This window comes from Methanimicrococcus hongohii (assembly GCF_032594095.1).
In the GTDB taxonomy this organism is placed as follows: Archaea; Halobacteriota; Methanosarcinia; order Methanosarcinales; family Methanosarcinaceae; genus Methanimicrococcus; species Methanimicrococcus hongohii.
The window spans coordinates 1,515,259-1,529,700 of sequence record NZ_CP131059.1 but is presented as its reverse complement, the minus strand read 5'-3'; the positions used below and the strand labels follow the sequence as shown (position 1 = coordinate 1,529,700).

General features: G+C 39.9%; 10 protein-coding genes. 7 read left to right on the top strand and 3 right to left on the bottom strand.

Going from position 1 to position 14,442, the window contains the following annotated elements; translation table 11 throughout:
* Positions 1 to 14: 14 nt before the first annotated feature.
* From MmiHf6_RS06910 to MmiHf6_RS06900, 3 genes are all read left to right on the top strand, one after another.
* Positions 15 to 1,193, top strand: coding sequence for a coenzyme F420-0:L-glutamate ligase (locus MmiHf6_RS06910; protein ID WP_316557064.1), 1,179 nt, complete (start codon positions 15 to 17; stop codon positions 1,191 to 1,193).
* 74 nt (positions 1,194 to 1,267) lie between these two features.
* Positions 1,268 to 1,468 (top strand): hypothetical protein, encoded by a 201-nt coding sequence (locus MmiHf6_RS06905; RefSeq protein ID WP_316557063.1) that lies wholly within the window; start codon positions 1,268 to 1,270, stop codon positions 1,466 to 1,468.
* Positions 1,469 to 1,791: 323 nt separating this feature from the next.
* A complete protein-coding gene (locus tag MmiHf6_RS06900; protein ID WP_316557062.1) occupies positions 1,792 to 4,758 on the top strand; it encodes a hypothetical protein in 2,967 nt (988 codons plus the stop codon).
* Between the two features lie 308 nt (positions 4,759 to 5,066).
* Here the strand turns inward: MmiHf6_RS06900 and mfnA are convergent, their stop codons facing one another.
* Complete coding sequence (gene mfnA, locus MmiHf6_RS06895) at positions 5,067 to 6,311, bottom strand: tyrosine decarboxylase MfnA (protein ID WP_316557061.1); 1,245 nt, start codon at positions 6,309 to 6,311, stop codon at positions 5,067 to 5,069.
* Between the two features lie 1,011 nt (positions 6,312 to 7,322).
* Between mfnA and MmiHf6_RS06890 the strand changes: the two genes are divergently transcribed.
* Positions 7,323 to 8,507, top strand: coding sequence for a site-2 protease family protein (locus MmiHf6_RS06890; RefSeq protein ID WP_316557060.1), 1,185 nt, complete (start codon positions 7,323 to 7,325; stop codon positions 8,505 to 8,507).
* A 102-nt stretch (positions 8,508 to 8,609) separates the two neighbouring features.
* Here MmiHf6_RS06890 and MmiHf6_RS06885 read toward each other — a convergent pair whose 3' ends face one another.
* Positions 8,610 to 9,350 (bottom strand): SDR family NAD(P)-dependent oxidoreductase, encoded by a 741-nt coding sequence (locus MmiHf6_RS06885; RefSeq protein ID WP_316557059.1) that lies wholly within the window; start codon positions 9,348 to 9,350, stop codon positions 8,610 to 8,612.
* Between the two features lie 609 nt (positions 9,351 to 9,959).
* On the opposite strand from MmiHf6_RS06885, the gene MmiHf6_RS06880 reads away from it, so the two are divergent.
* Positions 9,960 to 11,411 carry a TraB/GumN family protein gene (locus MmiHf6_RS06880; RefSeq protein WP_316557058.1) on the top strand — a complete coding sequence of 484 codons (1,452 nt, stop codon included), beginning with the start codon at positions 9,960 to 9,962 and terminating at the stop codon, positions 11,409 to 11,411.
* A 210-nt stretch (positions 11,412 to 11,621) separates the two neighbouring features.
* Positions 11,622 to 12,083 carry a gamma carbonic anhydrase family protein gene (locus MmiHf6_RS06875; RefSeq protein WP_316557057.1) on the top strand — a complete coding sequence of 154 codons (462 nt, stop codon included), beginning with the start codon at positions 11,622 to 11,624 and terminating at the stop codon, positions 12,081 to 12,083.
* Between the two features lie 165 nt (positions 12,084 to 12,248).
* Here MmiHf6_RS06875 and MmiHf6_RS06870 read toward each other — a convergent pair whose 3' ends face one another.
* Positions 12,249 to 12,380, bottom strand: a complete 132-nt coding sequence (locus MmiHf6_RS06870; protein WP_316557056.1) for a hypothetical protein — start codon at positions 12,378 to 12,380, stop codon at positions 12,249 to 12,251.
* 64 nt (positions 12,381 to 12,444) lie between these two features.
* On the opposite strand from MmiHf6_RS06870, the gene MmiHf6_RS06865 reads away from it, so the two are divergent.
* Positions 12,445 to 14,370: a bactofilin family protein gene (locus tag MmiHf6_RS06865; RefSeq protein WP_316557055.1), complete on the top strand. Its 1,926-nt coding sequence runs from the start codon at positions 12,445 to 12,447 to the stop codon at positions 14,368 to 14,370.
* Positions 14,371 to 14,442: the final 72 nt, after the last annotated feature.

The following is a 14,442-nucleotide window of genomic DNA, read 5'->3' as shown; positions in this document are numbered from 1 at the left end:
ATCCGGTGATTATTTTGAAACTAACAGGAACGCAATCTATCGGCATTAAAGCGCCGATCGTCAAGGAAGGAGATGACTTAGCAGCAATCGTTACGGAATCGGTCATCGACGCATCGAAATCATCGGATTTTGAAATTGAAGACGGCGACGTTATCGGTGTGACCGAAGCGGTTGTTGCCCGAACGCAGGGCAATTACGCAACTGTCGAGCAACTGGCAAAAGATGTCAGAGCGAAATTCCCGGGCGGCGAGGCTGCCGTTTTGTTCCCGATTTTAAGCCGCAACAGATTTGCAATCATGCTGAAAGGAATATCAATGGGCCTTGACAAGGTTTATTTGATTCTCAGCTATCCGGGCGACGAAGTCGGCAACCAGATCATTACTTGGGAACAAATTGATGATGCCGGTGTCGATCCTTATAATGACGTGATGACAGAAGCCGAATTCAGAGAAAAATTCGGCGAAGATACAAAACACATTTGGACGGGCGTTGATTACATTGAGTATTATAAGAGTCTCGGCGATAATATTGAAGTGATTTTTGCAAACCATTCCCGCGCTGCGCTTCGATTTACAAAACACATTTTAACGGCGGACGTTCACACGCGCCACCGCACGAAAAAAACGCTCAAAGCGGCAGGCGCTGAAACGGTTTACGGTTTGGACGACCTTTTGAGCGCGCCTGTTGACGGCAGCGGTTTCAATCCCGATTACGGAATTTTGGGCGCCAACAAGGCAACCGAAGACAAAATCAAGCTTTTCCCGAAAGATTGTGATATTTTTGTGAATAATGTTCAAAAACAAATGAAAGAAAAAACCGGAAAAACCGTTGAAGTTTTGGTTTACGGCGACGGCGCTTTCAAAGACCCGGTTGCCGGTATTTGGGAACTCGCCGACCCTGTCGTTTCTCCCGGATTTACAAAAGGACTTCTCGGAACGCCGAATGAATTGAAACTTAAATATTTGGCCGACAACGAATTCCAAAATTTGGAAGGCGACGAATTGCAGAACGCGCTTCGCGAAAGCATCAAAAACAAACAGGATCTGTCCGGCAAAATGCAATCGCAGGGAACAACGCCCCGGCGCTATGTTGATTTGATCGGCAGCCTTTGCGATTTGACAAGCGGCAGCGGTGACAAAGGAACGCCGATCGTTTTAGTTAAAAATTATTTTGATAATTACGCAACGGAATAAACAGGATGAATCGGTTTTACCGATTCCTTTTTTTCATTTTTGATATATCATCTTATTTGACATATCATCTTATTTTGGCATATTATCTCATTTTGGCATATTATCTCATTTTGGCATATTATCTCATTTTGGCATATTATCTCATTTTGGCATATTATCTCATTTTGGCATATTATCTCATTTTGGCATATTATCTCATTTTGGCATATTATCTCATTTTGACATATCATCTTATTTTGATATATCATCTTATTTTGGCATATTATCTTTTTTGACATATTATCTTACTTTTAAGATATTATCTCATTTTGGTACATTATATTATTTTGAAAAATTAAAAAAATAAATATTAATACGTTTAAAATATTATTATTTTATAAATATAACATTTCACAACACTTATATCTTATTAGAATTCTTTTTCATTTAAAACAAAAAAGGTTTTAAAATGAAAAAACAAGTTTCTATATTTCAATTATTAATTATTTGTTCAATTTTTTTATTTCTGTGTTCAGCTGCCATTGCTGAACCATCTGTACCGTCAAATGAAATTAATTTAAATTTAAACGACGGGAACGTGACAATCGACCTGAATTCAATGAAAATTTCTGCCGGTTCAACTTCTCAGAATTTCTTATTTTCCGACACGATTATTATTTCTCAGAGTTCGGAGAAGCTGACCAATCAATTTATTCTTGTCAACGGCACAGGGACAAAAAATACTCCTGCCGTCAACATTGTCATTCACCGGCTCAATGTCGACCGCTCCAACAACAATAATCCGATTACAGACGCTGCTCCTTTTTCTCTCCAAAATGAAGCCAATGTGACTTTGATTTTGAAAGGTGAAAATTCACTGACAGCCGGTATTGAAAGTGTCGGAAAAAATGGAAGAGCCGGATTGGAAGTGCCGGAAGGCTGCGAAATCAGAATTCTGAGTGAAGAAGACGGATCGCTGACAGTTTACGGCGGCAACGGAACGATGACAGGCGGCGCAGGTGCAGGTATCGGCAGTGCCGGCGGAACAACTGATGTTGACGGAAAAAACAGCGGAATGCTGATTATTGACGGCGGAATCATTGAAGCGCATGGCGGAATCATTCAAATCGATTACAGTAATACCAAAGTCATTCGCGACAGCGGCGCAGGCGCCGGAATCGGTGGCGGAGCGGGCGGTAACAGAAGCAGCGGCGGAAATGCAAATGTTCTCATTAAAAACGGTATTGTTAAAACATATGGCGGCGATCTTATTAACAACAATGCGGACTCGGAAATGACAAGTTTCGGAGGAGGAGCAGGCGCCGGAATCGGAGGAGGAGCAGGCGGAATGTACAGCAAAGGCGGCGACTGCGACATCACAATTGAAAACGGAACCGTTTATGCACAAGGCGGAAATACATGCAAAAATGCTTACGGCGGCGGTGCAGGAATTGGAGGAGGAGCAGGCGGCTTCAGTTCAGAAGGCTCTCATAATGCATGCGGCGGAGATGCCGTGATCACAATTTACGACGGAAAAATAACAGCTTTGGGCGGCAATATCGGGATTAACGGATCCGGCGGCGCAGGCGCAGGAATCGGCGGCGGAGCGGGCGGCGGATCCATGAATAATAACGGCGGAAACGGTATAATTACAATTCATGCCGGCACAATCCATGCAAAAGGCGGCGATTCAGAAAAAGGCAGTTCAGGCGGCTGCGGCGTTGGAATCGGCGGCGGAGCGGGAGGACAAGAAGATTCAGGCGGCGCAGGAAAAATTGTTATTTATGGAGGAGAAATTGAAGCGATAGGGGGTGATTCCGGCAGCAATTCAGGCGGCGGATCAGGAACGGGAATCGGAGGAGGTGCAAGCGGCAGCCTTTCAACGTATGACAAAGGCGGCGGTGAAGCCGATATTGAAATTTTTGCCGGAAAAATAACGGCGAGCGGCGGAAACAGCAAAGACCGAAGCTGCAGCGGTACAGGTGCCGGCATCGGAAGCGGTTCAGGCGGCACGTCCACAGAAAGCGGCTCATGTTTTATCAGAATTTATGACGGCGAAATAACAGCAAACGGCGGCCGAACAGGAGACGGAGTCTCCGGATCTGCTTATGAACGAAACGCGGGCGGAAGTGGAGCGGCAATTGGAAGCGCAGGCGGTGGAGGCGGCACCCGTAACAGTGGCGGTGTCAGCGGTCTGAGTGAAATTGTTATTGAAAAAGGAATAATAAAAGCAAGCGGCGGATCAACCGGCTCTTACAGCCTGGGCGGTGCCGGAGCAGGAATCGGATCCGGCGGTGCCGGCGGCAGCGAGTACACAAAGTCTGCCAGTTCGACCAATATCATAATTAAAACCGGTGACATAAAAGCAATCGGCGGCAATCTCGGTGAAAATGGGTTGGGCGGCGCAGGCGCAGGAATCGGCGGAGGCGGAGGCGGTGACAGTCGAAGTACGAGTGTTTATCCGGGCGAAGGTTACGATATACGAACCGGCAGTAAAGGCGGCGATGCTGAAATTTGGATTTACGATGGAAATATTACATCAATCGGCGGAACTGCTGAAAAGGATTCAAAAGGAGGAGCCGGAACAGGAATCGGAGGAGGAGCCGGCAGTCATATCGGAGACGGTGGAAATGGTTCCGTATTGATTTATTCCGGAAAAATTATTGCCGTCGGCGGTGATGTTTCAGAAGGCGGAAGCGGAGGCAAAGGTTCTTCTATCGGCGGCGGAGCAGGCGGGATAGGCATTATGATATCGAGCATTGATTATAAATACGGATTAAACGGCATGGGCGGAACATCTGATGTTGAAATTCTGAATGAAGATACGGATATTGTTGCTTTCGGCGGTATCGGCGGCGGTTATGAAGCAGAAAATCCGTCTATTATTTTGCCGTACGGATACAACGGTACTATGGAGGAATTTTTAAACCTGACATTCGATGACCTTCGTGATTTGGGTATTGACGTGAAAGAGAAACCCGAAAGCGATGTCATTATTCACAGCGGCATTGTTACTGTTTTCGGCAGCGATAAAGGAAATGCAACTTTTGTGAACAGCGATCATGAACTCAAACCGATTACTTTGTTTGCCGCGGATTCAAAAACATCTTCAGTCGGAATTTCCGACGTTTCGATTGTTTCGGATGATTATAAAACATATACGAGAAGCGGAACGACGGAACGTCTGGCAGAATTAAAAGACATCGGATGGACTGAAGATGAAATTCAAAAATATGAAAAATACGTCGCTGACGGAACGGCAACTGTCTGGCTGCCGATTCAGCCCGATAACAAAACCGTTCATATTTCTAAAACAGGATATTCAAATTTTAATTATTGGGAAACACTGGAAGAAAACGCTTTTGACGGATTAGGAGATTTCATTCAAGTGTCCCCGTCGATTGAAAACAATACCCTGTCATCCGGACAAAATCCGCATAAAACAAATGCCGATTCGGCAATCAGCAATGAAGAAAACGGTGATTTAGATACTTCAGGATTCGGTAATGAAAAACCTGATAATATTGTGATTTTGCTGTTTATGGTTGCAATTGCCATTTTCTGTTACAGAAGATTTGAAGAATGATGAAAATCGTTTTTCAAATTTTTTTACAGTTTTTCAATGTTTTTTAAATCATTTTTCAAATTTCAAATTGTTTTTATATCGCTATTTTTTACATTGTTTTTCAAACTGTTTTTTATCCAATTCTTCTTTCAAACTGTTTTTATATCGCTATTTTTTTACATTGTTTTTCAAACTGTTTTTTTATCCAATTTTTTTTCAAACTGTTTTTTTATCCAATTTTTTTTCAAACTGTTTTTTTATCCAATTTTTTTTCAAACTGTTTTTTTATCCAATTTTTTTTCAAACTGTTTTTTTATCCAATTCTTTTTTCAGACTGTTTTTTTATCCAATTCTTTTTTCAAATCAGAAATTAACTCACTGATATCTTCTTTTGTGATATGAGGCATTAAAACAAATCTGAGCGCGGGAATTGTTTTTGTTGCCGAAACATTCCAGCCGTATTTTTCAAGCAGCTGCGATCGAATTTTTTCTGTTTTTTCATGAGCGGCCGCTTTATCGAATTTATCAGATTCGCTGCTGACGGCAACTGTAATGATATTGATTGCCGGCGGAATACAGGGTTTCAAACCGATTTTTTTAAGTTCTTTTTGGAAATGATCAACCAAATCCATGCAATACGCGACATTTTTTTGATAACCTTCAACGCCGAGATGTTTCATGACGGCGTAAGTTGCGGCAACGGATGAACCGGGGCGCGTTCCGGTCAGCGTGGATTGGTATCTGCTCGTCAAATACGGTGTTTTGACTTTGATTTTATCCAATGAAGAACTGAGAACGGAATTGTCTTTGAAAATCAGAATGCCTGAAGGAATGACTGAAAGTCCCATTTTATGAGGATCAAGCGAAACAGATGTGACGCCGGGAAGATCAAAAGCGAATTTTGTATTGTAATTCGATTGTGATTGATTTAAAAACGGATAAACAAAACCGCCGAAAGCGGCGTCAATGTGAAGCGGCAGATTATGTTTGACTGCGATTTCCGACAATTGTTCGATCGGATCACATTCGCCGAATTCCGTGCTGCCGGCAATTCCGATCAAACCGATTGTGTTTTTATCAATTAAAGATTCAACCGATTCTGGAATAACTCTGAAACTTGAATCAATATCCGCTTTTTTAAGTTCGATTCCGAGTAAATTTGCGATTTTTTCAAATGAAAAATGAGCGGTTTTCGGAACAATCAAGTTCAATTTTGAACCGGAATCAGGAGAGGACCCGGGAGAAAAATCAGAAAAACGATTTTTCATGTGAAGAACAGCTTCAATATTTGATTCTGTGCCGCCTGACGTCAAATGTCCGAAAGCCGATTTCGAATCGGGATGATTTAATATGCCGGCAGCCATTTTTATGACTTCGGTTTCCATTTCACAAGTTCCGCGAAATAAACCGGGATCACCGATGTTTGACAAAGAAAATTGCTGTTGTGCTTTGACGGCAACAGGATGCGGAATCGTGCACATTGAACTGAAAACTTTTTTAAAATTCGTGTCGGCATTTGAAAAAGAGCCAAGCTCGGCAAATAATTCTTTTTCAGAAATGCCTTTTTCATTCATGACACACAAAAACCAAAAGTTAATATTTATAATTTGCTTGACGGAATTAAATAATTAGAATACAGTAAATTTACAATGGAATTTTGTCCAAACAATCCAGACATTAAATTAAATGATTAATATTTGCAAATTAAATAACTAATATTTGACCAAAAATTTGATTTTTAACCGAATTTTTATTATTTTTCCACAAGAAATCAAAAATAATAAATTTCAGACCAACCCCATTATTTCCACTGGAGTTTTTTGAACAAATCGGAGTTGAGCAACGGCATTAAAAAATATATATTTCTTTTCTCTTTTCAGTAAAGTTAAACTTTTTTCAAACTCTATTTTTTCTATTGTTTTTTGCTGAGTTTATACCGTTTATGAATATTTTTAATAATATAAAATAAAATTTTATTATTTTTTGTTATTTCAATACATTTAAATACTTAAAATTTCTTAACTCAACAACATTGTTTTAACAACAAAAATAAAATCGAAATTTTATTTTTTGTTTTTTTGTCTGATTTTTTTCTAAAAATGTTTCAATGGAAATTATGGGGGGGCGGGCGCTTATATACTTTCCACACGAAACAAAGGGGTTATTTTCATTCATTTTAAAAAAATAAAATCCAAAAGCGATTATAAGAGACATCAATAAAAATAAATTTTAAAAATATTGAAAATTCACAAAAAAGAAAAATACGAACAGAAATTTTCAAATCGAAATTAATAAACAAAGCAATAAGAAAAAACAATAAGAAAAAACAATAAGAAAAAACAATAAGAAAAAACAATAGAAAAATTTGACTGAAATAATATTCAAAATACAAACAAAAATTCAATCGCAAGATCAAATCAAACAAAAATTCAAATCAAAGAGAAATTCAAACAAAAATTCAGATCAAAGAGAAATTCAAATCAAAGAGAAATACTTAAAATCAGATGCTGAATCCGAACTCAGATAATAAAATCAAATCATAAAATCAGTAACTTATATATTCGGATAATTTCAATTTATAAACTATGAGTTATAAAATCGCAACCATTAAAGGAATCCCGATATACATTCATATCACATTTCTTTTGGTTTTCCTGCTTTTCGCATTTATCTTTGCAATTACCGGGTGGCCTTTCGGTTTCCGTTATGTTGAACCGCCGATTGCAAGATATATTTTGGCGTGTCTGACAGCTGCTCTTTTCTTCGTGACGCTTTTGATTCATGAATTGGCACATTCAGTTGTCGCCAAATCTTACGGCGCTAACATTCAAAGCATCACGCTTTTCTTTTTTGGCGGCATGTCTGCAATTGAAAATCCTGAAAACAGCAAAAATATGAATCATATGGATCCGTCTCAAGAATTGAAAATTTCATTAGCCGGACCGCTTTCAAATATCGTTATCGGTGCTGTTCTTTTGGCATTCAATTATTTCTTTTACGGTTCAATCTTCGGCGTTTCCGATGTTGCAAACTGGATCACCGAAGGCATTGCAACTTTCACAAGCAGCATTCCGACAATGATTTTTCTTCTCGGATCTTTGAATCTGCTTCTCGGCATTTTCAATCTTCTTCCGATTTATCCGATGGACGGCGGCCGCGTTCTTCGCGCCTGGCTTGCTAAAAGAAGTTCCTATGAAGAAGCAACAAACACAGCCGTTTCAATCGGAAAAGGATTTTCCGTTGTTTTGGCGATTATTTCCATTTTAACATTCCAATGGTGGTTTGCCATCTTAGCGCTCTTCCTTTACATTTCAGCATCAGAAGAAGGAAAAATGTTTAAAATGACAACCGTCTTAGAAGGTATCGATGTCAGAGATATCATGACAACCGATATTGATACGGTTGATGAGTCCATGTCACTGAATGATTTCATCAATTTTGTTTTCCAAAAGAAACATCCGGGTTATCCGGTTACCAAAAACGGCATCGTTATCGGTATGGTTACCGTTGATGACGCCCGCGTTGTCAATGAAGCCGAACGCTATGCTTTCACTGTCAAAGACGTGATGAAAGAAGCCGTTTCCGTCAAAGCAGATGTCACCGCTTTAGAAGCTTTCAGCGAAATGGGCGCCAACAACATCGGTCGTCTTATTGTGACAGATGACGAAGGAAATATGATCGGCATCATTTCAAGAACAGACCTGATGACAGCGATTTATCTGAAAGACAGTTTCAAAGAAAAAAACAAAACAAAAGCGGATGCGTTTTGATAAATATTATTTTTATTTTTGGTAAAATCAGTAAATTAAAATAATGAATAAAAATAACCCGACAAATTTTTCGGGTTATTCCATTTTTTTTTCAAATTCAATTCAGATATCGAAGCCGCCGTCAACTCTGAGACTTTGTCCTGTCATGAATGAAGAGTCATCTGACGCAAGGAAAACGGCAACTGTTGCGATGTCAATTGGCTGACCGATTCTTTTAAGCGGCGCGCCTTCAATCATTCCGGTCAGCGCTTCCGGTCCGCCGACGCTGTCAACCATTGCCGTGTGAATGGCACCCGGCGCAATGGCATTCACTCTGATTTCCGGTCCCAATTCAAAAGCCATTGACTTTGTTAAACCTTCAGCAGCGTGTTTGGTTGTCACGTAAGCTGCAAATCCGTGGTGAGCCGCGTAGCCGGCAACAGAAGTCGTGTTAATGATGACACCTTTTCCGTTCTTTTTCATAATCGGCGCGACAAGCTGAGCCAAACAAAGCGCAGCCGTTACGTTCACATTAAAAACATCATTCCATTCTTCAAGCTTTAAATCTAAAATCGGAGTCGTTGAAAGCATACCGGCGTTGTTGAACAAAATGTCAACCGTTCCGTAAGTGTCAACAGCCTTGTCAACAATCGTTTTCAAAGTGTCGATTTTTGTCATATCGACTGTTACATAAGTTGCTTCGCCGCCTTCCTTTTTGATATCCTCAACAACTTCTTTGGCACGATCTTCGTTTCTGCCGACAACAACAACCTTTGCGCCTTCACGAGCGAATTGTTTTGCAGATTCTCTGCCCATTCCCGATGTTGAACCGGTAACGATTGCAACCTTTCCTTCTAATTTCATTTTCTCTCTCCTGGTGTTAAATTTCCTCAATTTAATTTTAATTTTAAATTTCCTCAATTTTATTTTTTAATTTTAAATTTTTATTTTAATTTTTTATTTATTACTTTTAATTTTCTCATTTTTTACAATATACTTAGCGAATAATCGAAAACAAGCGACATATAATAGAAATTTGATTATTTTAAAATCTTAAAATAATCTTTAATTTCCGATGCTTAAAATCATTAATCGCTCAACATTTCATATCAGACCGGATTTCAAAAACAAAATCAATCAAATTAATTAAAATATATCGATTATTCATGAAAATTGAATTTTTAATTGTATTTAAATCGTTTCCTCAAGATAAAATCCGAAATAAAAGCTGAAACAAAAACTAAAAAAACTGAAATAAAAATTGAAAATAAAAGCTGAAATAAAAATTCATAAAGTCAATATAAGCCAATAAAATTAACAAATCAGAATTTCAAAAAGTCAAATCATTTAATCTGTTTTAAATAGAATAAGCCGTTAAGAAATAATTCTGAATTCATTAAAGAAATTTAAATTGATTAAGTTCATATTATCTTAAAATTCATTTATTAAAATTAAATTTTGAGTCTCACAATCATGAAAAACGAAGACGAATACACTCACAGTTTTTCGGAGCCGACCGATTCGAGCAGCATTTCCGTCTCGAACTCGGACAGCGTTGCTGATTTATCCGATTCATCTTCCGCTCAAGTACAAGAAGCCGGCGACTCTTCTTCAGACAACGGAACATCAAACAATGAAACATCAGAGATTGAAATATCAAATTTCGATAACATTGTTCCCGTAACAGAAGCGGGCGAAGGTATTAATCCGACGCAAATCATTCTTATCGGAACGGCGCACGTTTCAGAAAAAAGCGTTCGTGAAGTTCGTGAAACCATCGAAAGAGAAAAACCGGATATTGTCGCCGTTGAATTAGATCCCAACAGATACAAAGGAATGACGGAACCCGATACAGGCGATTCCGAAATTTCATTTAAAGACGTTCTCAAACCCGGTCAAACTTTTTATTATCTTCTTTACGGATTTTTAGCTTACATGCAGAAAAAGATGGGCGAGCAGCTCGGTGTTCCGCCGGGATCCGAAATGATGGCCGCCGTCGAAGGCGCTCAGGAAGTCGGCGCAGGAATCGCGCTCATCGACCGTGATATTCAAACAACGTTCAAACGTTTCTTAGCGAAACTCAGTTTCGGCGAGAAGCTCAAGATGGCTTATACCATCGTCAAAGGAATGTTTTTCGGAGACGAAGAAGAAGTTGAATTCGATATCAACAACATGACCGATCAAGATGTCGTCACGGCAATGATTGAAGAATTCCGCCATCTTTCGCCGACAGCCGCATCTGTTTTGATTGACGAGCGCGACGCTTATTTGGCCGGAAATATTCTCAGAACCGTTCAGGCAGCCGGACCCGGCAAAAAAATCGTCGTCGTCATCGGCGCCGGTCACCGCCAAGGCGTTATGAAATATTTGAACACCCCGTCAAGCATCCCGAATCTTGCAGAACTTGACGTGATTCCGAAAAAGAGATTCAGTTTACTTAAAATCATCAGCTACGGCATTATTGCGCTTGTTTTGCTTCTCTTTGCCTACATCATTTACGCCGTTATTACCTATCCGGATATGACGCCTGAAACGCTTTTGATAGCGTTCGGCTCCTGGTTTCTAATCAACGGCGTTCTCAGCGCAATCGGTGTTCTGCTTGCAGGCGGCAAACTCAGATCGGCAGCGGTCGCTTTCCTGCTCGCGTGGTTTACTTCCGTTAATCCGCTTCTTGCAGCCGGCTGGTTTGCCGGTCTCGCGGAAGCAGGCAGCAGAAAACCGACAACAAAAGACATGAAAAATATGATGAATGCAGAAACTTTCAAAGAATTGAACAGCAATCCGTTCTTTAAAGTCATCTATGTCGCGGCGCTTGCCAACGTCGGAAGCATGATCGGAACATTTGTCGGCGCCTATGTCGTTTTAGAAATATCAGGCATTAAAATTGTAGAGCTGATCACAAACATTATTACGGGATTGTTCTGAAACAATCCTTCTTTTTTTGTTTTTGATTTATTTTCATTTTGTTTTGATTCATTTTTGTTTGATTTCATTTTTGTTTTGATTCATTTTATTTTTCGGTTTTTATATTTTTGAATTTGAATGATTTAATCAATATCATTTTTTGATTTTTTCCGAAAAAACAAAATAGGATATTTTAATTTTTTAATTATATTCGAAATTTGAGGCTTAATCATGTTAAGAAAAGCAAAAAACGCAACAATCATCGGCGATGTCGAATTTGCAGACAACACAAATGTTTGGTACGGCGCCGTTATCCGCGCCGACGCGGGCCCGATGAAAATCGGTGAAAACAGCAACATTCAGGACAACTGTGTTCTTCACAGCAACATCAGTCAGCTGACAATTATCGGCAAAAACGTTACAATCGGACATGGTGCAATTATTCACGGCGCAATTATCGAAGACAACGTTATGATTGGGATGGGCTCAACCGTTTTGGACGGCGCCGTCATCGGCGAAGGCAGCATCGTCGGCGCCAACGCGCTCGTTCCGACCGGAAAGATCATTCCGCCGCGCAGCATGGTACTCGGCGTTCCCGGAAAAATCGTCCGCGAAGTGACCGAAGAAGAAGTACAGGCGACAATCAAAAATGCGCTTTGGTACGTTGAAATGTCCAAAGGGTTGGAAGAATAAGTTTCTCTTTTTATTTTTATTTTCATTTTTTGAAAAAAACGATTTTTTTGAGTCTTTGAAAAATTTGATTGATTTTTGTTTTTGTTTTTTTAAAAAATTGGTCGATTTTTGTTTTTGCTTTTTAAAAAATCGGGTTGGTTTTTGCATCATTTATTTAAAATCCGGTCACGCGCACGCGTCGGCGGCGGCGCAGCCGGCGAAAAATCGCGTAAGCGATTTTTCAATAAACACCTCCCGCTGCAAACCGGCGAAGCCTAAAAAATCGCAGAGCGATTTTTTACAAACACCGCCTTTCACTGCCTTTGAAATTTTGTGAGGCGGAGCCGAGCAAAATTTTTGACCATGATTTAAATAATTGTAAGTGATTTCTATTCTTATGATTTCTTCCAAGAATATTCGTTTTCATTCGCCATCAAACACTTACATTATTCCAAAAAATTCTATTATCGATCAAAACGTTACCGTCAAGGGCAACGTTATTGCCGGTCCCGGTGTCCGCTTTTGGAAAAATATCAAAGTCAACGGCAACATTCAGCTTGGAAAAGGCTGTCTCGTCGAAGGCAATTTAACGGCCGACAAAATCATTATCGGTTCCCGCTCTAAAATCAAAGGAAATATAAAAGCGGATTCCGACGTTTCTCTTTTTCAAAATGTGATCGTGAATTCCGTTGAAAGCGGCGGCAACATCACAATCATGCCCGAATGCGTCGTCGGTTACGCAAACAGCAGCACGCTGACAGTCATCGGAAAGGCCGACATCAAGAAAATCGGCGTCATCACAAAAGTAACCGTTCGAGCGAATACGGTTGCCGAACTCGAAAAAGAAGACGAAAAGGATGAAGAAAACGGAAACGAATATGAAAACGGAAATGAAAAAGAAATCACAGATTATATCAAAGATATTAAGGGTATTCAGGATATTAAGGGCGCCCAAGATGTTAAGAATACACAAACGGTTTCGGAAGAACTCATTTTTGAAAACAATATTTCCGATGAAATTAAAGCCGAATCAATTGAATCTCATATAAACAAAAATGAATCCGTGAGCCGCGCAAATTCACCTGATTCACAACCATTGTCAACCCCTGCATTTCCGATGGAAACCGCAAGCGAAAACATTCAGCTTGGCACCGAAACCGATCTTCAGTCGGAAGAATTTGACGTTGAAATAATTGATGAAACAGATGAATCTTCTCCGAAATCCTTTACAGTTTCCGCATTTGCAGGTTCACAAACAGATCGTCCGGTCAGTGTTCCGACAGCCGAATCAGATGAAGTTGAAATCGTCGGCGAAACAGGCGATGACATCGATTCTGAATCTGAAACAATTCCGCAAACGGTTGAAACACCTTTTGGAACAATCGTTGTCGGTGAAAAACCCGTTTCAAGAAGAAATATAAGAGAAAATTCAAGGGAAAATTCAAAAGAAAGCGCAAAAAATACAGCGGCAAGTGTAAAAAACACAACAGAAAGCACAAAAAACACGACAGATTCTCCTTCAAATAATCAATTCGCTTCGGTAACGGAAATTTCAAAAGAAGAGCAGCAAGCCGATTATGAAGCGGAAATCCGATCCAAATCCGGAGCAAAAACCGTTCCGACCGTGTCGATGTCCGATTTCGTTTCGAAATCCGTGACAGAGTCCGCACCCGAATCTGCGCCCGAATCTGCATCTGCTGTATCTGCTCCCGCAGCAGCAAACGCACATACGCCGGCAAACACGCCTGCACTTGCAACCAAGTCTGCGCCTGCATCCGAGTCTGCGTCTGCGGCCCGCAAATCCGAGTTCAGATGGCCTGCATTTGAGCCGAAAAAAATGCCTAAAGCAGAAAACCAGAAACAGCAAACACCGTTTTCAAAGAAATCATCAAATTGGCCGGATGATGAACATTTCAATCAAATGAAAGTTTCATCTGTTCACGTTCAATATGAAGAAATCAAAATTCAAAATGCTCCGAAGCAAAAAGAAAATCTTTTCGAGCAAAAAATCTTTCAAAATAATAAATCCGGTAAACCCGACGCTTTTGCAAATGCAAACCGGCAAATCGTTTTTGAAGAAGTCGGATACAGCCCGGCTGTTCCTGTAAAACAGCAAAAATCAAAAGCCGAAATTTTAATGGAACAAATGAATTTCGATGCTGTTCCAAGTCCGGCGGAAACGGAAATGAAGAAAAAGCCCGAAAAGAAAGAAAGAAGCCGGGAAGAAGTTGAAAGATCTAAAATTTGGTACGAAGAACGTTATCCTCAATCCGAATCTGATAAAAAAGAATATCCGCCTTACGTTTAAAAAATTTTTATGTTTAAAAATATGCTTTACGTTTAACGATTATTTTTGATTAATTTATTGATCGTTTTAAAT

Excerpts from the sequence above, each read along its gene's own strand:
- MmiHf6_RS06900 (WP_316557062.1), top strand. The coding sequence starts at position 1,792 with ATGAAAATTTCTGCCGGTTCAACTTCTCAGAATTTCTTATTTTCCGAC.
- mfnA (WP_316557061.1), bottom strand. The coding sequence starts at position 6,311 with ATGAATGAAAAAGGCATTTCTGAAAAAGAATTATTTGCCGAGCTTGGC.
- MmiHf6_RS06890 (WP_316557060.1), top strand. The coding sequence starts at position 7,323 with ATGAGTTATAAAATCGCAACCATTAAAGGAATCCCGATATACATTCAT.
- MmiHf6_RS06885 (WP_316557059.1), bottom strand. The coding sequence starts at position 9,350 with ATGAAATTAGAAGGAAAGGTTGCAATCGTTACCGGTTCAACATCGGGA.
- MmiHf6_RS06880 (WP_316557058.1), top strand. The coding sequence starts at position 9,960 with ATGAAAAACGAAGACGAATACACTCACAGTTTTTCGGAGCCGACCGAT.
- MmiHf6_RS06875 (WP_316557057.1), top strand. The coding sequence starts at position 11,622 with ATGTTAAGAAAAGCAAAAAACGCAACAATCATCGGCGATGTCGAATTT.